The sequence below is a fragment of the Streptomyces sp. NPDC085524 genome (assembly GCF_044541755.1).
Classification (GTDB): Bacteria; Actinomycetota; Actinomycetes; order Streptomycetales; family Streptomycetaceae; genus Streptomyces.
Window position 1 is genome coordinate 404,670 of the sequence record NZ_JBITTH010000002.1, and the last position, 19,055, is coordinate 423,724.

11 protein-coding genes and 2 pseudogenes are annotated in these 19,055 nt (G+C 69.6%); 2 read left to right on the forward strand and 11 right to left on the reverse strand.

The annotated features are described in order from the left end of the window. Nucleotides 1–568: 568 nt before the first annotated feature. Nucleotides 569–976 carry a carboxypeptidase regulatory-like domain-containing protein gene (locus ACIGFK_RS04630; protein WP_376655873.1) on the reverse strand — a complete coding sequence of 136 codons (408 nt, stop codon included), beginning with the start codon at nt 974–976 and terminating at the stop codon, nt 569–571. Between the two features lie 352 nt (nt 977–1,328). Here ACIGFK_RS04630 and ACIGFK_RS04635 point away from each other — a divergent pair. Together ACIGFK_RS04635 and ACIGFK_RS04640 are read left to right on the forward strand one after the other, a co-directional pair. Continuing rightward, nucleotides 1,329–1,622 (forward strand): annotated as a pseudogene (locus ACIGFK_RS04635) (hypothetical protein); the annotation flags it as partial. A 132-nt stretch (nt 1,623–1,754) separates the two neighbouring features. Continuing rightward, complete coding sequence (locus tag ACIGFK_RS04640) at nt 1,755–4,562, forward strand: P-loop NTPase fold protein (protein ID WP_400050600.1); 2,808 nt, start codon at nt 1,755–1,757, stop codon at nt 4,560–4,562. A gap of 245 nt (nt 4,563–4,807) precedes the next feature. On the opposite strand, the gene ACIGFK_RS04645 is transcribed toward ACIGFK_RS04640, so the two are convergent. The 10 genes and pseudogenes from ACIGFK_RS04645 to ACIGFK_RS04690 form a co-directional block, all read right to left on the reverse strand. Further along, entirely contained in the window at nt 4,808–6,514 is a 1,707-nt protein-coding gene (locus ACIGFK_RS04645) for a thiamine pyrophosphate-binding protein (RefSeq protein WP_386463881.1), read from the reverse strand. 10 nt (nt 6,515–6,524) lie between these two features. Further along, nucleotides 6,525–7,898: a hypothetical protein gene (locus ACIGFK_RS04650; protein ID WP_400050517.1), complete on the reverse strand. Its 1,374-nt coding sequence runs from the start codon at nt 7,896–7,898 to the stop codon at nt 6,525–6,527. Between the two features lie 15 nt (nt 7,899–7,913). Then, on the reverse strand, nt 7,914–10,775 hold the full coding sequence (locus ACIGFK_RS04655; protein ID WP_400050519.1) for a peroxidase family protein: 2,862 nt from the start codon (nt 10,773–10,775) through the stop codon (nt 7,914–7,916). A 169-nt stretch (nt 10,776–10,944) separates the two neighbouring features. Continuing rightward, complete coding sequence (locus ACIGFK_RS04660) at nt 10,945–13,947, reverse strand: hypothetical protein (RefSeq protein WP_400050521.1); 3,003 nt, start codon at nt 13,945–13,947, stop codon at nt 10,945–10,947. Between the two features lie 304 nt (nt 13,948–14,251). Then, a complete protein-coding gene (locus ACIGFK_RS04665; RefSeq protein WP_400050523.1) occupies nt 14,252–14,446 on the reverse strand; it encodes a hypothetical protein in 195 nt (64 codons plus the stop codon). Then, nucleotides 14,443–14,838, reverse strand: a complete 396-nt coding sequence (locus tag ACIGFK_RS04670; RefSeq protein WP_376655866.1) for a hypothetical protein — start codon at nt 14,836–14,838, stop codon at nt 14,443–14,445. Before ACIGFK_RS04670 ends, ACIGFK_RS04665 begins: the two co-directional genes overlap by 4 nt. Nucleotides 14,839–14,960: 122 nt before the next feature. Continuing rightward, nucleotides 14,961–16,400: an ATP-binding protein gene (locus tag ACIGFK_RS04675; protein ID WP_400050525.1), complete on the reverse strand. Its 1,440-nt coding sequence runs from the start codon at nt 16,398–16,400 to the stop codon at nt 14,961–14,963. Continuing rightward, nucleotides 16,397–17,101 carry a response regulator transcription factor gene (locus ACIGFK_RS04680; protein ID WP_376655864.1) on the reverse strand — a complete coding sequence of 235 codons (705 nt, stop codon included), beginning with the start codon at nt 17,099–17,101 and terminating at the stop codon, nt 16,397–16,399. Before ACIGFK_RS04680 ends, ACIGFK_RS04675 begins: the two co-directional genes overlap by 4 nt. A 62-nt stretch (nt 17,102–17,163) precedes the next feature. Beyond that, nucleotides 17,164–17,404 (reverse strand): annotated as a pseudogene (locus ACIGFK_RS04685) (hypothetical protein); the annotation flags it as partial. 696 nt (nt 17,405–18,100) lie between these two features. After that, nucleotides 18,101–18,955 carry a helix-turn-helix domain-containing protein gene (locus tag ACIGFK_RS04690; RefSeq protein WP_386463903.1) on the reverse strand — a complete coding sequence of 285 codons (855 nt, stop codon included), beginning with the start codon at nt 18,953–18,955 and terminating at the stop codon, nt 18,101–18,103. Between the last annotated feature and the right edge of the window lie 100 nt (nt 18,956–19,055).

A 19,055-nucleotide genomic window follows, 5' to 3' on the forward strand; every position in this document is an offset into this window, starting at 1 on the left:
CGACGTGCACCGGGACGACCTCGGAGGTGTTCGCGGCTGCATCGAGTTCGGCCAGGCTCCGCCCGTCGGGCAGACCGAACCTCGTCCAAGAGACGGTGCCGCCCTCGATCGCGGCCCGCGCGAAGACCGGGTGGGCTGCGGTACGTAGGCCCGCCGTGCGTGCCATCGCACGCTCCGCGGGGTCCTCGCCCACGAAGACACAGCTGTCAGCCGCCTCACCGGCACTCTCCACCGCGTCATCTAAGATCCCGCGGTTGGTCTTCGCCCCCCAGTGCCTGAGCCCCGCATCGGGGAACCGGTCTTCGAAGGCCGCGTCGAGTGCTGCCTCCGCACGGGCCTGCGCGGCATCGCCGGGCCCGGGACTGGAAATGATGCCCTCGCGCACCAGCGCAAGGGCATCCGCCGGACCCCCAAGCCCCCGTGGCGGACCGCCCAGCCGTGTCGTGCTCACGCGTTGCCGCAAAGCTCCGCAGGGGGCACTCGTCGCTCAGGCTTCCGGTACTCCCATTCTCCCGGGGCGGGCGGGATACTGCATCCGGAGCAAACGGTGTCCGGCTCGATGAGTTCCCTACGTCGCGTGGCTGAAGTGGTCCAGGAGTCTTTGCTGAAGCCCTTGGAGCACGAGGCTCGGCTGTTTGAGCATCGCAAGACGCGTCACCGCTGTAGCGGCGTATTCTGCGCCCTCACCCACTGCCGCTGCGATCACGTACCCGTTCAGGGCGTCCATGTTCGACGCTGCGCCGAAATCCTGACCCGTCGGAAGCATCAGCCGGTCCAGGGAAGCAGAGTCGCTGGTGATCGCGTTCGCGACCACCGAAGGCTGCCAGTCCTCGGCATTGGTGAGGGAGTGATGCGTATCGAACCGAACGGTGACCGTTTCGGCTTCGGCTATCGGCACGCTGTACAGACCCGCTTCGTCGGTGAAGACGTGATCGATCTCAGTCAGATCGCTGCGGTAGACGCTCACCTTGATCATGAAAATCGGACTGTTGTCAGAAACTGCTCGTACTTGCCCGAACACTCGAGTCTCCTCCCGGTCGGACTCGCTGGAGATCACCCCCTGTAGGCAGTCTGTGTGCGCGATACCACCGCCGCCAGTTGGAAGCGACGCCGCGCAGCGGGGGTCCGGTCGAGTAGGAGAACTGCGGCCCGAGGCCGCCCGTGTGCGCCGTCTCGTATCTGAACGGCAGGCAGGGAACAGGCGCCAATGCCCATATGAAGGTGACCGTCAAGTGTAAGGCCGACGGAGCCCCCTCGAATGGGCGGGTGCCGTCGCCGTCCGGCGGCGCCTGCCTGAGCGCAGGGCCCCGAGCTCGTACATTCCTGTCATGAGCGGCAGCATCGGGGCCCCTGTACTGCGTGGCACGGCGGTGGGGGAGCCCCTGCCGAGACACGATGGCGGTGCGCTCTGGGGGGTGTGGGGTCGGCTGCCTGACCGGCCGGTTCTGGTCACGGGGGACGCCCGCGGCAGGGTACGGCTGTGCGATCCGGTGGACGGTGAGCCGGTCACCGTGCCCTGGGGTGGCCATGACGGCGCGGTGCTCTGGGGGGCGTGGGGGGAACCGGCAGGTCAGCCGTTGCTCGCCACGGGGGGCGGGGACGGCACGGTGCGCCTGTGGGACCCCCGCTCCCCGGACGGCAGGTGGTCGGTACGAACGTGGGAAACGTCGGCAACGGCACTTGGTGAACCGATGCCCGGCCCAGCCGATGCGGCTGGGGTGTGGGGGGCATGGGGCAAGATCGGAGGCGCTGCCGTGTTGGCAACCGGCAGCCATACCGGGCAGGTGCATCTATGGGATCCGGTGGAACGCGCCGAGGTACGGCGGCTGACCGGCCACAACGACATCGTGGAGTGGGGGGCGTGGGGCGGTATCGACGGCCGGCCGGTCCTGGCCACAGGTGACCGCGCGGGTGAGGTACGCCTGTGGTGGAACCTCGTGGAACCGGACCTGCCGCCGGGGGTGATGGCCAGGCACTCCCAGCCCGTTCTGTGGGGTGCGTGGGGCCACGTCGCCGGCCGGCCGGTCCTGGCCACGGGAGATCGCGGCGGCGAGGTGTGGGTGTGGGATCCCGTGGTGGGCAACGCGCTGCCGCTGCACGGTCATGAGCACAGCGTGGAGTGGGGTGTCTGGGGACAGGTGGGGGGACAGTCGGTGCTTGCCACCGGTGGCTTCGACGGGACGGTGCGTTTGTGGGATCCCGCGGCCGGCAGCCTGCGGACGGAGCCCTTGACCGGCCACCGGGACGGCCTGGTGTGGGGGGCGTGGAGCAGTGTCGGGGGCCGGCCGGTCCTGGCCACCGGGGACGGCGAAGGGGAGGTGCGGCTGTGGGACCCCACGGAAGGCACTGCGTTGGGTGAGCCCCTGATCGGCCATTCCGGCAGTGTGGTCTGGGGTGCGTGGGGGGATGCCGGCGGCCGGGCGACGCTGGCTACCGGGGATGACGACGGTCGTGTGCTGCTGTGGGAAGTGGTGGAGCACCGGCCCGTTCCACGGCTCCCCACCTACCGTTCGGATGTCACGGCTTCCACTGACGAACTTGCCCGGGCAGGGGAGGCGGCGGCGGTCGCAGAGCTGATCACCGCGCGAACAGCGAAGCCGCCCATGGCGGTGGGACTGTTCGGCGACTGGGGGCAGGGCAAGAGCCACTTTCTGGGGTTGCTCCAGAAGCAAGTGGACGCGACTGCCCAGCCGGACAATCCGCTTGCACACAGCGCGGTGCGGCAGGTCAAGTTCAATGCCTGGCACTACGCGGAGACAGGACTGTGGGCCAGCCTGGTCGCCGAGCTGTTCGCGCAGCTCGCCGCGCCGCTGCACGGCGACGTCGACGAGGAGCAGCGCAGGCAGTCCCGTCTCACCGCCGAGCTGGTCACGGGGCGTGGGCTGCGCGAGAGGCTGAATGCCGCGACGGCACGCCGCGACGAGCTCCACAGGGCACTCGATGAACCCGAGGGGTTGTGGGACCGGCTCCCCGAGGAACAGCGGGCGGAAGTGCGGCTCCTCGCGGGCGACGGCCCTGAACGGGTCTACGCGGAGGCAGCACGCACCGTGGCTGCGTTGCGGGGAACCGGCCGGGCGTCCTGGCGAGTGGTCCGAGGCGCTCCGCACGTCGCGGCCGCAGCCTTGGCCGTCCTCCTCCTGCTCGCCGGCGCGACGGTCGCAATGGCCTGGGCCCTTCCTGCGCTGTGGGGTTGGGCGGCGACCCTTCCGGGGATCGCCTGCACGGCGCTGGCCGCGCGTGCGGCAGTCGGCTTCGCCCGTACGTCGCGGGCCCGCGCGAATGCCGCATGGCAAAAGGCCGTGCAGTTCGGCGAGCAGCAGCGGCGCCGGCTGCAGGACGCCGCCGGCGTTGCTGATGCCGAGGTCGCCGAACTCACCAGGCAAGTGCAGAACATCACCGCAGCCGGACAACTGGCCGGCCTCGTCGCCGACCGGGCCACCACCGGCGACTACCGCAGTCAGCTCGGGGTGATGACCCGGATCCGCGAGGACTTCCAGCGCATGGCGGATCTGCTGGCCCGTGCCGCGGACGACTCGAGCGGCACGCCCGGGTCAGCTGCCGATGAGGCAGGCGATGAGCTGCCGCGAATCGACCGGATCATCCTCTACATCGACGACCTGGACCGCTGCCCGCCCCAGCGTGTGGTGGAGATGCTGGAGGCCGTCCATCTGCTGCTCGCCGTCGACTTGTTCGTCGTGGTGGTCGCCGTGGATCCGCGGTGGCTGTTGCGGGCCATCGGCGCGCATTACCGGGAGCTGCTCGACCAGGAACCGGATTCCAGCAGCACCGAAGGCGGCGGGCAGGGCACTGTCGACCCCGATGACGAGGAACTGTGGCGCTCTACGCCCGCGCAGTATCTGGAGAAGATCTTCCAGGTGGTGCTCACCCTGCCGCCACTTGACACCAACGGGTACCGGCGGATGCTCCACACTCTGGTCGGTGCCCGTGATGATCTGCCCGCGCCGGCACCCGGTCCATCGCCCGACCAGGACCGGGATGCACCCGATGTCCCATCCACTACCGGTGCCTCGCATGCGCCGGACGGGAGCGAAGCCGTCGGGACCGAGGTCGCGGACGACGAGCATGAGAGCGACGAGGTTTCCGCCGGCGAGGGCAGCATGCACGGCCTCGGCCTGCCTGCGGCCCGTGTGATCGAGCAGGTCGACCCGCTCACGCTCGAGCCCGACGAGATCGCCCTGCTGAATCTGCTCGGTCCACCGCTCCTGGTGACCACTCCGCGCGCGGTCAAGCGACTGGCCAACAGCTACGGTCTGCTCACCGCGATCCGCCGGGACCACCGCGAAGCCGACCTCAACGAACAGCGAGCCGCGGTCGTGGACGCGGGCACCAACGATTCCCGTGAGGTCCGCTACCGGCCCTACCGGGCAGCCATGGTCCTCCTTGCCGCACTCGTGGCCTATCCTTCCCTCGGCCCGCCCTCTTCCTGCATCTTCACCACACGGCTGCCGCGCGTCCTGACGGCACCTGGGCGAGCTTCCGCGAATCCCTCAGGCCCCGGCGCCGGGAGGAACGCTGGTGGAGCGCGGCAGACCCGAACATGACGCCCGTCCAGGCTCAGCAATGGCAGGCCCTCCTGGACGGCTTGGACGCAGCGGAACAAGCCGCAGCCGAGCACCGTCTCCATCTGCCTGAACCGTTGTCCTCTTGGAGTCCTTGGGTCGTTCCGGTAGGCCGGTTGTCCTTTCCGACCGGACGCATCGTCAGCAGCCTCGATCGACAACGCCCCCTGGACGGCTGATCACCGGGCCGGCGCAGGGGCCGGGTTCTGGTGCGTGCCGACGGGCGTTCAGTCTCGGAAGCGCGCTTCGAGGGTCTCGACGAGACCGTCGATCACGCCGTCCGGCGACGTGCTGTAGTGCGGCACCGCCCATCGCGTGATCTTGGCGTCGATGACCGTGGGCCGGCCCGAGTCCAGTGCCGCGCGGAACGCCTCCTCGAACTCCTCGAGCGTCTCCACCTGGTAGCCGTCGGCGCCGCATGCCCGGGCGTAGGCGGCGAAGTCCGGGTTCTGGAACTCGACGAGGCCGGATTCGGCGTACGTGACCAGCTGGAAGAGTTTGATCAGCTTGAACTGCCCGTCGTTGAAGATGACCCAGATGACGGGGATGTCGTGCTCCACGGCGGTCATCAGCTCGAAGCCGGACAGCGAGTAGCATCCGTCGCCGCAGCCCACGACGACGGTCCGGTCCGGGTGGGCCACCTTCAGGCCGATGGCTCCGTTGACGTGTCCGGCCATCGGCCCGAAGGAGCCGGCCTTGCGGAAGTTCTGCCCCTGTTCCAGCTCCACGTAGTACCCGAGCCAAGCCAGATGGGCGCCCGCGTCCGCGAGCAGGACACCCTGCGGCGGCAGCATGCGCCCGATCGACTGCGCGAGTTCTCCGGGATGGATCTTTCCCGCCAGGTGAATGATCTTCCGCGCTTCGTAGTCGCGGCCGTCGACCTCGACCGGCGGGACTTCGCCGACCGTCCGCTCCAGTGCGTCGGCCAGGGCGGCCACCGCGGGCCGCGCGTCGGACAGCAGGGTGTGATCGGGCCGGTAGGCCTTGCGGAACTCGCCCTCGGAGATGTTCACATGGATGAGCAGCTTGTCCTCGAAGAGGTCCTCGCGGTAGTTGAACGTGGCGTGCTGGTTGAGGGAGTTGCCGATGCACAGCACGACGTCGGCCTCGCGGAAGGCCTTCCACGCACTGGCGTGGCCGCTGTCGGCGAAGACACCGACCGAGAGCGGGTGTCCTTCGGAGACGATGCCCTTGCCGTCCAGGGTGGTGAGCAGGGGGATCTGGAACCGCTCGATCAACCGCTCGATCTCCGGTCCCGCCCCGCTGCGCACCGCACCGAAGCCGACGAGCGCCACGATCCGCTTCCCCCGTGCAAGGGCGTCCGCCAGGACCGATGCGATCTCCGCCACCCGGTCCGGGTCGGGCAGGACCGGCTTTACGTCGAGCCTGGGCGGCCGGAAGTTCGTGACCTCGACGCCGCGGTGTGTCAGGTCCTCGGGCACATGGATGTGCACGGGCCCGGGTCTCCCCTCGAACGCGGTGTTGACCGCTTCCTCGAGGACGTCGCACGTGTCGGCGATGTCGGTGAGCAGGAAGGACTTCTTGGTCGTGGCCGCGAACATGGCCTGGGAGTCGGGCGTGCGGTTCAGCCCCGACGTCTCGTTGAGCGAGCCCCATCCGCGCCATTTCATGCTCGCGTACCCCGAGACGGCGAGGACGGGATAGGAGTCGGACATGGCCACGGCGAGCCCGGAGAAGAGATTGAACGCGCCCGGCCCGGCCGTCGCGAAGCAGAAGCCCAGCCGATTGGTGTACATGGCGTAGCCGCAGGCCATGAAGGAGGCGGCCTGTTCGTGTCGCGTGATGATGGGCCGGATCTGGTGTGAGTGCTTCAGTGCCAGCATCAGACCGGCCGCGTTCTCCCCTGCACCGCCGAAGGCCGCTCGTACCCCGATGCCTTCCAGCCCCTTGACGATGGCCTCGTAGACTCTCATCGGGTCTCCCTCATCCGTCCCAGCGTGAGGCGTGCCGACGGTGGGCTTCGGTCAGGCCGCCTTGGAAGAACCGGTCGTAGTATTCGGATTCGACGTGGTGCGCCTGCAGCCAGATGCCGGGCACGTGGATGGCGTCGGTGTGCGCCGGAAAGCGCCCGTGGGTCTCGTGGATGTACACGCAGATGTCCCGCGCGCATTCGATCACTTGCCTGCCGTACTCACTGGCCTCGGCGAGATACCGCTGAGCGTAGTCGTCCTTGTAGATGCGGGTGAAGAGATCCTTGTCCGCGTAGATGCCGTTGTCCCCGAACTTGGAGCGGACGACGGAGTCGACGGCGTCGTGCATCGACGGGTAGTTGGGTGGGCAGGCGCCCTTGATGAGGTGTTCACCGTCGGCTCGCAGCCCCACTGGGTGGGCGCGCAACTCGGCGTACTTCGGCAGCGGCACCTGCCAGCGCAGGATGTCGGCGGGACGGAACGTCGGCGTGACGAAGTCGAAGCCCAGCATGCGGCCGTAGGTGCGCGAGAACTTCGGGTCGCCCAACATGATCTGGGGACCGATCGTCGCGTGGATCCAGGCGCCGAGTCCCATGGCGTCCGAGACCAGCATCATGTTCTGCAGCAGCAGGTCGGCTTCGACCTGGGTGCGCATCGGCCCCATCGAACCGAGCGGCAGTTTGATGTCGGGGTTGAGAAAGCCGTTCTTCACCCATTTCCGCACCCCGGCCGGGCGGTAGAAATTGCGGTCGTCGACGACCGTGGGCCGGGCTCCCTCGGGCTGGGTGAGCAGGTACATCAGTGCGTTGATGTACTGGTGGGAGAGGTCGACCACCGGCAGGAACAGGGTGGTGCCCGGAAGATTGGACAGGAACCGGTTCGAGTCGAGGTACGCCGGGAAGTCGCGCATTCCGTCGCCGACGTCCAGACGGTGTTCCAGTACGCGGACCTTCGACTGGCGGGCGCGCTCGATCAGGGTGTCGGGGTCGAAGGCGTGGTCCCGCGACGGAGGCAGCTTCCTCAGGTAGTACGTGCCACTGTCGTTGATCATGAAGAAGTGGGTGGCCTGCGCGTTGTCGGGGCTGCCCGCCGTCCGGCCCGTCATGTTCAGATTCGGCTTGGCCATGATGGGCTTGTGATCACGCGGGTCCTCGAAGGGACGGTCGGGCATGGTGAGTCCCGACGAGCCCGTGAGGGCGATGAGTACCGCCTCCTCCAACTCGCCCAGTGGCTCCGGCCGGTGAGTGGAGCGGTGGCTCATCGACCCGGCCGGCACGGACGCGCCCCGGCTGACACGGTGGGTGCGCCGCTTGAAGACCGACTCCCACAGCGGACGCGAGAGGAGGGCCTCCAGGCCCGGGTGACCTGCGGCGTTGGGCGGGGACATGGCGCCTCCTCCTGCTCAGCCGAGGCCGCTGTTGTTGCGCACGGGCTGCACCGGGCGCCAGGGCGCGAACGCGCTGGCCGCACGCGGGAGTACCCCCGCCAGGTCGGGGCAGTGGCGCAGGATGACGCTGGTCATGCCGCCCCGTTCGATCCAGTCCATGCCGAGGGGCGTGTAGATCTCGGGCCGGAAGTCGACCGTGAGGAAACGGTCGCTCTGCAGCCGTCTGCTGGCCATCAGGATGAAGACCCGGAAGGCGGTGTCGCTGAAACCGAAGCCCGTGGGCGGATTCTCGGCGAAGAGACCCACCACGGTGTCGACGTCGTCCACCGAGCGGTACACGTCCCGAAGCCGGGCGACCGTCTGCGGATCGGAGGAGAGGTCCTCGAACCGCCGGATCCGCGGCTTGTGCAGGCCGGCGCGGAAGTCGTTGTAGCGCGGGACGCCGCGGCGCCGGGTGCGGACGAGGTCGACCACGGAGAGGTCGATCACCTCCCCGTCCCGCTCGAACGCCTGAAGGGCGCGCGGGAAGTTGTGCAGGGTGATCGCCCCGGGATGGGCGATGCCCAGTGAGTACAGGGTGTTCACCAGGCCGGTCTTCCGGATGAGGGGCTCCGCGGCGGCGCCCTGGAGGTCGGTGAAGCCCAGGGTGTCGAGCCTGCGGCCGAACCGGTGGTCGACGAGTTCGTAGTCGTCGGGAATCAGCGGGTGCATCCGGTAGACGGTGACAAACTCCTCCGTGAGGGAGTACGGGGCACCGTGGTGGTCGGGCAGGGTCTTGGGGATGCCGCTGCGCCCGTTCGCCTCCAGCAGCCAGACGCCCAGCTGATCAAGCCAGTTCTTGGGCGGCCCCTGCCAGTTGGTCTTCATCCCGATGTCGAGCGTCTTGGTGGCGAGGATCGCCGGAGTCCACTCGACAGTGTGGATCTTCGCGATCAGGGCGGAGACGACCAGCCGCGCCGTGTGGTAGATCCGGTCCTCGTCCATGTGCGGATACTCGCGCCGCAGCGCGTCGCACACCGCGTTGTGCTCACGGGCGAAGAGGGTGTGCATCGCACTGAGGCCGAGCCACCAGTTGTCGGTGAATCCGGTGAGCGGACCGCTGCTCGAGCCGTTCGGCAGGTACCCGTCCTCCAGCCGGAGCCCGGCGCCGCCACCGGGCTCGCGAAGCGACTGCGCGGCGACCTGTTCACCGCCGTAGACCTCCGAACCGTCCCACCAGTGCGAGACGTCGCCGGCGAACAGGATCGGCGACCGCTCGCTGCCGGGTACCTTCACCGCCTCGTCCGCACCGAAGCGCATCACCTTCTCCCGCGGTCCGCCCGGGGTGTTCTGCCAGCTCTCACCGGGCGGCAACGGCACCTCCACGCTCTTGGTGCCGACCGGAAGCCTCCTGTGCTTGACCCAGTCGTGCACCTGGAACTGGATCCAGGCGGCGGCGATGACGTTCAGCGACGTCGCGGGAATGAACGACTCACGACGGAGCAGTTCCCTGCTGACGGTGACCGGATTGGGCGTGTCGAACCGGTCCGGACGGTAGACGGGTGGCATCATGCGGCCGAACGTGGCGCCGACAGCACCCATCCCTGGCGCCGACAGATCGTTGTACGTGCCGTCGTAACTGCGCCTGACCAGCAGTTCCTCATCGAGCGGACCGTCCACCTGCCCGGCCTCGGGCGGAGCCTCGTGGACTTCGGTGTCGATGAGGTTGTGCCGACGCAATGTCTGACGGAAGGCCATGAGGTTGAGCAGGCCGAGCGGGGTGGGCAGCCGGTGCCAGGGGACGAAATGGTTCACGGTGCGGAACGCGGCCCGCAGCGGCGCTCCGAGCAGCGCGTTGCGCCGCGGCTCGACGGTCACGAAGCGGTGGCCCAGGCGGTGAGCGCTGCTCGCCTCGTATGCGACCTTGCGGGCACGGTTGAGGTTGCCCAGGGGGCGGAAGGCCTCCGTGGTGTGCCACGGGTTGAACGCCAGCAGGTCGACCTGCTTCGCGCAGGCGCGTGCATCGGCGGTGTCGATGTCCTGGCGCGGGATGGTCAGCGTGGCCACCGGCAGGATGGGCGCGTCCTCCTCCCGCCACTCGGCCGCGCCGTCCTCGATGGAGGTGCGCCGGCTGTCCACGTAGCGCTGCACGCAGAGCTCGAAGACGACGTCCGTGTCGCGCAGCCGCTGTGCAAGCTCACGCCGCAGGTGATCGGGATCGGTGCGGGGCAGGTCCGGGGCCGGTGGGGCGTCCGCGGTGGGCCGCAGCTGATAGCGCACCGGCCCGCAGCCGCCCCACAGGATCGCGCCGCGGCTCCAGTACGTCTCCAATGCCAGGCTGGACACCGTGCGCCCGGTTCCCGCGATGACGTTGCGCCGCATGCGGACAGCCGTGGACCAGCCGACCGCCAGGGGCAGCTTGACGTACAGAGCGAAGGCTTTCCCGAGCCGTGAGCCGGCTCCCGCCATGGCCTGCGCGAAAGCGACGAACTCCCGGGCGTTGCGGGCATGGGAGACTGGGAAGCTCGTCATCAACAGATCGTGGGTCTCATCGGGGCCCACCTCGACCCGCAGTGCCGCCCCGCGCAGATCGGGCGCGAAGTCCGGTTGACGGACACCACTGGCATTGGAAAGCCGGACCGTGACCGGGTACTCGGCTCCGGGCCTGGCGAAGCCCGTCTGCAGGGCTCGGGGGAGATCGTCGTGGAACCTCAGACGGGCATTCTCCACGCCGAGGACCGCTTTCGCATGGAAGGTCCGTTCGAGAGCCGGGGATCCGCTGCGTTTCTTCATCCTGAGCTGTACCCGGAGAAGGTCGGCTGCGAGCTGCTCGAAGACCAGTCGTTCGGCCTCCGGGCTGCCGCCGGCGTAGCGCTCGTACCGCTCGGCCTCGTCCATGCGTGCCTCTTCGCGAAGGGGGTGTCTGTGCACTTCGCACGAGGTTGCCCCACCTCTGTGGTGGTGTCCTGTGGAGCGAGGCAGACGGGCGAAGGAACTCGCGGTCCTGGCCCGCCCGCCCGTTCCCCCGCCGGGGTCCGGACCGTCCCCCACACGGCCGCAGGTCTGGCTAGTCGGCTTCGCCCTTCCCGCCCGCCTTCCCGGCCGCCGTGCCGAGGTAGTGGCCGAGCGCTCGGTAGGCGTCGAACTGGGCATGGTCGAACCACTGGTCGAATGTGGCCTGCCGGGGGAAGGCCTTCTCCTTGAGGGCGTAACTCAGCAGCTCGTAGGACATGTCCGAGGTCAGGTTCGCCTTGGCGAAGATGATCGTGCCCTCGTCGGAGGGGGGAGTACCCGGGGCGAAGAGCACCGGTTCGGGGTACCTGATCGTGCCGGTCACCACGCAGCTCGCGGAGAACCGGGCGTTGAGGGCCGCCATCGCTTCGGCCGGCCCCAGCGGCACGGCGCTGCCCGGCACCAGCTTGAGGACCTCGTCCTTCGGGAACTCGATGACCACCCCGAGGTCCTCGTAGGCGAGGGTCACGGCTTGGGCGAGGGTGGTGGCCAGGGGCGGAGTATCCCCGCTGGAGTCGATGATGTAGATCGTTCGGCAGCGGAGCCGGAGCATCTCGACCAGCCCGAGATTGTCGAAGTGACCGCCGTCGGTGCACAGCAACATGGGGCTGGTGTCCGAGTACCGGCCCACGAGCTCCTGCAACTGGTAGCGCAGTCGCCGCATCCGGGGCAGCCGGGGCATGGTCCAGTCGGGACCGTACTTCGCCAGCTCGGCGAGATAGGCGGGGTTGGGCACCCAGGTGCCCAGACGCAGGTTGGACAGCGCGAGCAGCCGCTCGAAGAACATCGTCTGCGTGCCCATCGCGGAGGCGAAGGCGGCTCCGGACACTGCGACGGCGGACTGCACCGTGATGTCGCGCCTGATCAGCGGCCGGGCCGTCGCCTCCATCGTGGAGGTTCGCACCCAGCCGGTGTCGGGACCGCCCACATAGTCGGAGGCGAAGGTGAAGGGGACCGCAGGCCGGCCGGGGGCGGTGCGGTTGCGCAGCGAGACGGCGGCGGAGGCGGCGAAGATGACCTGGGGGAAGCGGTCCACCTTCCGGGCATGGGTGCTGAGATTGGTCGGTTCGGCGTTGTAGTCGTACGGAAGTCCTCCGACCGAGCCGTCGTTCAGCACCGCGCGTCGCACGGCGAACGCCCCGGCCAGTCGCTGCCGGTAGAAGGGGTGCAGGCTGAAGGTGGTCTGGTCGATGAGGAACGGCAGGACGAGCAGGGCGACCGGCAGGCCCACCTTCCAGCGCCAGTCCCAGTCGCCCGCGTAGACGGCGACCCAGGAGAGCAGCGCGAGACCGAAGAAGCCGAGCAGGAGCAGCACCAGCCAGCAGACGATTGCCTTCAGCCATCCGGTGCTGCTCTGGACGGTGATCGACTTGTTGCTCTTGGAGAACATGCTCGCCGTGTCGCCGTCCGGCTTGAGCTTCTTCACCGACTTGTGCGCCGCGGTGTACAGGGCACCGAGCCACGTCGCCGCGGCCGTGAGCGCAGCGAGGAGGGACACGCCCCGGCCGCCCTTGGGGAGCAGGGTCTGAGTCTCGGACAGCCATGCGAAGAACCAGATCACGGCAGGAATGATCACGGTGTACGCGGCGACCGCCAGAGCCAGTGCCACGATCGCCTTGATGGTGCTCCGCACCCAGGCCGGGCGGGCTTGTCCGCTGAAGGCCCGGACGAGGGAGGCCACCAGGGTCACCCCACCGGCCAGCGCGAGGAGAGCGAGAATCGGGTTCCGGACGTGCGCGTACAACTCCAGGTGAGAGACCTGGTCATCGGGGTGTCGGAGGGCGTCCAGGTCGGTCAGCGGGAGGTACGAGTAGAAGGCGTGGAGGTACATGCCCGCCACGGTGAACATCAGCGCCAGCATGCCGAGGGAGACGACCATGCCGCGCAGCACCGTCCCCGCAGCCAGCAACTTCTCCCTGGGACTGTCCGCGAGGTACTTCGCGTGCCGGCGGACGTGGTCCTCTTCGGGGCTGCCGGGTGCGAACACGTCCTCGGGCGTGGCGAGATCGGCCCGCACGAAGGGCTTCCCGTTCTCGTCCTTGGGTTGTTCCGGGGTGAGTGCCAGCTGGAACGCTCCCGCAGTGAATCCGCCGCCCGATACGGACACCAGGTAGCGTGCCGTGCGGACCACGCCCGCGTCCCGGAGTGCCTGGAGGGCGCCGAGGACGACCGAGGCGGAGCGGATCCCGCCGCCGGATGCGCAGATGCCGACCTCTGCAGGCTCCCGGCCGGGCAGTTGGAGCGCCCTGGTGTGCCAGCGGGCCTTCGCCGTGTCCTTGAGTACGGGCTGCTCTTCGCGGTTCGGCACGGGCGGCGTGTACGGGGCCGTCCAGTCCGCCAATGGAGTGGTGGCGTCCGGTGCTGCGGGCGGGGCGATCACGTCGGGGTCGTCCGACCAGCTTTCGGACCCGTCGGCCAGCCTGTGGGCGCTGCGTACGACGGCGCGCGGATGTGGGGGCTGCGGTCCGTGCACCTGGGCCCCGGGGCGCAGGATCCAGCGGAAGGCCAGGATGGCGCCCATCCACAGAGCCGCGGCGATCAGCGGAACGACGACCGTCCACTTCACCTGGGCGCAGTAGGCGGCCCAGGTGAAGGCCCATTCCGGGTCGCTGTCGAGGCGGTCCAGGCCCAGTCGCAGAAAGAGGTTCTCCGCGCAGTCCACCACCAGCGGTACGGAGGTGAGGGCCAGCGCGCGGAGGGCCCCCGAACGCGAGGCCCTCCGGTAGAGGAAGAGGGCCCCGAAGCCGAACACGGCGGCCAGCGCCAGGGTGTACCCCGGGATGAACATGAGCCAGTCGAGGAGGAGCCCGTCCTTGAACAGCTCGATTCTGTCGCTGCCGTTGCCACCGATGATGTCCAGCACTGACCGAAGGGTCGGGAGGTCCTGGCCTGAGGCGAACTGCAGCCGCACCTCCGCCCTCCTGCCGGGTTTGTCCATGGGCGGAGCCAGTGAGTACACCAGCATCAAGGCGAGGCCGGTGATCAGACCGCCCCAGCAAAGCCAGGGGGCCCAGCCGGGAGTCTGACGTCTCGGGGTGTGCTCCTGGGTGCGCGCCATGTACCCACGCTAGTGAAACCGAAGCCGTATTCAGGGACGCGCGCGGGTGGGTCTGGGTGACGCGCAACCGTGGCGCGGCGAGCGGATCCCACGGCCCCTTCGTGGGTTGGGTGCAGCTCTCATCTGGAATTCAGCCCGTCCCGCCCTCGGGGGGCCGGAGGCGGCCCCATCGGACGTTGGCGTCGCTGAACTGTGCGTCGGCGAGCTGCTGAGGCGAGAGCGAGGGCGGCGGCGGTCATGCCGTTGGCGCGTCGAGTCTCCGCGGCCTGCCCCGGAGGAGATGGGGCAGGCTGCGTGATGTGTGTCAGTTGTTCTGCGTGGCGTCCGAGTCCGCCTGGGCGGCGGCTTGGTCGGCGTTGTCGAGCTTCTGCTGCATGTCCTGCGTCTGCGTCTGCGTCGCGCTGTCCGGTGCGGCGGCTTCGTTCTTGCCGCAGCCGGTGAGGAGCAGGGCGGCCGTCGCCACCAGAACCGCGAGTCCGGTGGCGGCGCGGTTGATCACTTCTTTGCCGCCGGGGCGCCCTGGGCCGCGCACCAGGTGCTGACGGACTTCAGGTCGTTCTGGCGGCCCTGGAGCGTGGGCAGCAGGCTCTTGCGGAAGGTGAGCCGGTTGTTGAGGTAGGTGTAGATCTCGGTGTGACCGGCTGCCTTGGCGTCGGCCACCCGCTTCTCCAGACGGGCGATCGAGCCGGGCACGGTGGCGTCGCCGTTCAGCCGGGTGATCGAGTTGGCGACCTTCTTCTCCGTCTCCGGCAGGCGCTTGCAGATCGCCTTCGCCCCGTCGCCCTTCGGGGCGGCCTTGGCGGTCACCGCCAGCGCCGGGGTGGCGGCGAGCAGGGCGCCTGCCAGGGCGAGTGCGCCGATGGCGGCGACTGTCGTACGGTTCGCGCGCATGTTCATGTCTCCTTCGAGGCCAAGAGCGTTCGAGGGTTGGAGGGTTCGAGGGTTCGAACCGTGGTGGTTCAACCGGGCAGGAACGTAGCGCGCGTCTTTGTGGCTTCTTTGTGAATCGGCGATCAGCCGTTCCGGGAGATCCAGTCCCGCCGGACCGGCAGCTGCGGGGCCCTCGCGTCCGCGACCAGCAGCGGCAGGTGTACCTCGAACCTGCTGCCCGTACCGCCCGGCGGTGTCGCGGCGGCGACCGTGCCGCGGTGCAGCGCCACCTGCTGGGCGACCAGCGTCAGACCGAGCCCCGAACCCTGGCTGTCGGCCCCGCGGTGGAAGCGGCGGAAGACCGCTTCCCGGTCGGCGGGCGCGATACCGGGCCCGGCGTCGTCCACGGTGAGTACCGCGGATCCGCCTTCCGCACGCAGCCGTACGGAGATCCGGGCGGGCTCGCCGGGCAGGTTCCCGTGGGCCACCGCGTTGCCCAGCAGGTTGGCGAGCAGGATCCGCAGACCCGCATCCCAGCCGAAGATCCGCAGTTCGGCGGGGAGAGCGGTGCTCACCCTCACCTCGGGGTGCCGGCGCCCGGTCTCCGCGACGGCCGAGTCGACCAGCTCCGCCAGGTCGAGCGGGCCGAACGCGGACACCTCCACCAGGTCGCCCTGGGCGAGCATCCGGAGCGCGGTCAGGAGCTCGAGCAGCCGCGCGTGGTCGTCGTGCAGGTCCTGCACCACCTCGGCGCGTTCGGCGGCGGACAGGTCGGGGTGGGCGGACAGGACGTCCAAGTTGGTCCGCATGCTCATCAGCGGTGTGCGCAGCTCGTGCGAGGCCGCGGAAGAGAACGAGCGGGCTGTGTCCAGCGCCTGCGCCGTGCGCCCCGCCTGCTCCTCGTACCGGGCCAGCAGCTGCCCGATGGAGGAGGTGAGCTCGTCCACCTCGGTGATGCGCGAGCGTTCGGCCGTGAAGCCCGCCGCTCCCGCGCGCGGATCGAGCTCGGCGGCCCGGCGGCTGAGCCGGCGCAGGGAGGCCGTCGTCCGGTCGGCCAGGGCGTACGCGAGCAGTCCGGAGACCGGCGCGGCGAGCAGGGCCACCAGCAGCATCCGGCGCCGTACGGCGCTGATCTGCGGGTCGGACGCCGAGGTCGGCGAGAACAGCCAGAGCGTCCCCGGCGAGGCGCCCTCAACCCGTACGCTCAGGACCCGCCAGGTGCGGCCCTTGGCCCGTACGGTCACCGGGCCGCCCGGGGCGGTGGCGATCGGGGGTTCGGCCGGCTGCGGACCGCCGGTCAGGACCAGCGTGCCGTCCGCCGCGACCACCCGGACGCCGGCGTCCAGCGCGTCGCCGAGCACTTTGCGGTGCTGGTTCTGCTCGACCTTCGGCCGGCCGTTGCGCTCGGCGTTCAGCAGCGTCCGTACGTCCGGCAGGACGGCCGTCGCCCGCTCGTGCAGCCGGGCGTCCTGCTGGTGGCGCAGGTCCCGGTTGACCAGCCCGAGCAGCAGCAGTCCGGCGGCGACCACCAGCAGCGGCACCACCACGGTGACCGAGAGCGCGATGCGGGTGGACAGCCTCACTTGCCGCCGCCTCCTTCCGGGAGGCGCAGGACGAAACCCACACCGCGGACGGTGTGGATCATGCGGGGCCGGCCGCCGTCCTCCAGCTTGCGCCGCAGGTAGCTGACGAAGGTGTCGACGACGTCGGAACGGACGTCGAAGTCGTAGCCCCAGACGCGGTCGAGCAGCTGATCCCGGCTGAGCACGATCCCGGTGTTCCGTACCAGCTGTGCCAGCAGATCGAACTCCCGTCTGGTCAGGTGGAGCTCCACACCGTCGTGGAACACCTGGTGGACGGCCTCGTCGATCACCAGCGGCCCGGCCCGCAGCTGGTCACGGGGCGGCGGCGCGGCGGGACGGCGGCGCAGCAGGGCCTGGATCCGCAGGACCAGCTCCTCCAGGGCGAACGGTTTGACCAGGTAGTCGTCCGCGCCGGCCTGCAGCCCGGCGACCCGGTCGGCGACCTCGTCCAGCGCCGACAGCATGAGTACGGGCGTCTCGTCGCCCCGGGCACGCAGGGTGCGGCAGACCTCGATGCCGCTCAGGCCGGGCATGGACACGTCCAGCACCATCATGTCCGCCCCCAACCCGGTGAGCTGCTCCAGCGCCCGGAGCCCGTCCTCGGCGAGCAGTACGGTGAAGCCGCTGAGCCGCAGCCCGCGCTCCAGCGAGCGGCGGATCGCGGCGTCGTCGTCCGCGACCAGTATCCGTCCGGTGGTCATGCCGTGCTCCTGCCTGGCGGTGCGTGTCCGTGGCTACGTGTCGGGGAGCGAGAATCTCACGGCTACCGGAACGGACGCGTGGCAGGGTGCGGTCCAATAGCCGGAATCACCCGGGTACTGGCTGCGGGACCACCAGGCCAGGTGGCCGCCGCCCACGGCCAGTCGGCGTCCTGGCCGCCCTCGATCAGGGACACCATGCGGAAGGCCGCGTCGGTGAGCCCGCCGAACGCGTGCCGGTTCGCGGCACCGGAGGCCGCGTGGCCACCCGTAGCCGGCCAGGTTCCACGCGTAGACCGGGACGGTGGACGAGCGCGGCGAAGCGGTCGTCGCGTGCCTCGCCGCTCTCGTACGCGGTGCGCTGCGTCACGAAGTCGGCGACGGCGAGCGGGAACAGCTCGGAGCGAGGGTCGCGGACGTATCCGGCGCTGCCGTGGTGGTTGGCGGCGCGGTGGTCCGTGGAGCGGACGGGCGAGGTGGGCGCGGTGGGTGGCGCCGTCTCGGAGCGGAGTAGGTTGAATCGAGCCGTGTGAATCCCCCCGAATTCAGTTGGAATTGAAACAGGGGGAGGCGTGACGTGCGGAGTGCCCGAGATCAAAGTCGGCGACGGACTGTGTCGACTGTTCTGCCAAGCTGAGCTACCGGCCGTGGTCGGGCGGGATTTGAACCCGCGACCCGTTGATCAGGAAGTAACCGTTGCCTGCGCACCGGGCATTCCGCACGTGTGCCTACCGAGATCAAGGTGGCGGCGGCGTGCTTCTTTGGAGGAAGGAGCCGCAGCCCGCGCACCGGGAGGTGTGTCACGTAGGTGTCCAGAGGTCGAGTTCGGCGAAACCACGTGGTGCTCTGCCAACTGAGCTACACCGGCCCGAAGCCAGTAACGGGACTCGAACCCGCGGCCGCCCCATGGAGCGGAAGTAGGTTTCGCCTTCGCACCTGGACGAGTCACACGCTAGGCGGCGGCGCCCGGCGCCGCCACGCAACAGCGCCCCGGTGCTGCGGTCACACCGCGGCGGGCGACAGGGCGTGGAGCTGTACGAGGCGGCTGCGGGTCTCCTCGTCCACCGGGACGTAGGTCACCAGACGCGGGCCCGCCGCCGGTCCCAGCCACAGGTTGACGTGCTCCAGGTACAGCAGGCCCACGTGGGCGTTGCGGATGTACTTGGTCTTCCCGCCCTGGCCGACCACCTCGTGCCGCGCCCACACCTCCCGGAACTCGGGGGACGCGGATTCCAGCCGGGCCACCAGCGCCTTCCAGGCGGGCTCGGCCAGGTGCTCGGCCATCGAGGCCCGGAACTTGGCCGCCATCGTCCGCTGCGCCTCGGGCAGGTCGACGACGGCCGCCTGCCAGTCCGCGTCGGTGAACGCCAGCCACAGGGCGTTGCGGTTCTCGGGCGGCAGGCGGTCCAGGTCGTTCAGCAGGCGCCCGAACGTCGTGTTGTAGGCGAGGATGTCGTACCGGCTGTTCTGCACGCTGGCCGGAATCGGGTCCAGCTGGTCGAGCATCGCCCGCACGGCCGGGGTCACGGTCGGGCAGAGGGTGTGCGGCGCCGGGTCGAGGCTGCCTGCCAGCGCGAACAGATGGGCGCGCTCGCTGGCGTCCAGCAGCAGGGCGCGGGCCAAGGCGTCCAGCACCTGCGGGGACACCTGGATCTCGCGGGCCTGCTCCAGCCAGGTGTACCAGGTGACACCGACAGCGGAGAGCTGCGCGACCTCCTCACGGCGCAGCCCGGGGGTGCGCCGGCGGCGGCCGGGTACGAGTCCGACCTGCTCGGGAGTGATGCGCTCACGCCGGCTGCGCAGGAAGTCGGCCAGCTCGTGCCGTCGTACGTCGCTCTCCGGGGCCACAGTGGTCATGGTTCCAGGGTGCCGCACCACTCAGCCGGTTGCCAGGTACTGCTGGTACCAGGATAAGGAGACTCTGGTACCAGGCTGAGCGCGGGAGGATCGTCTCCTC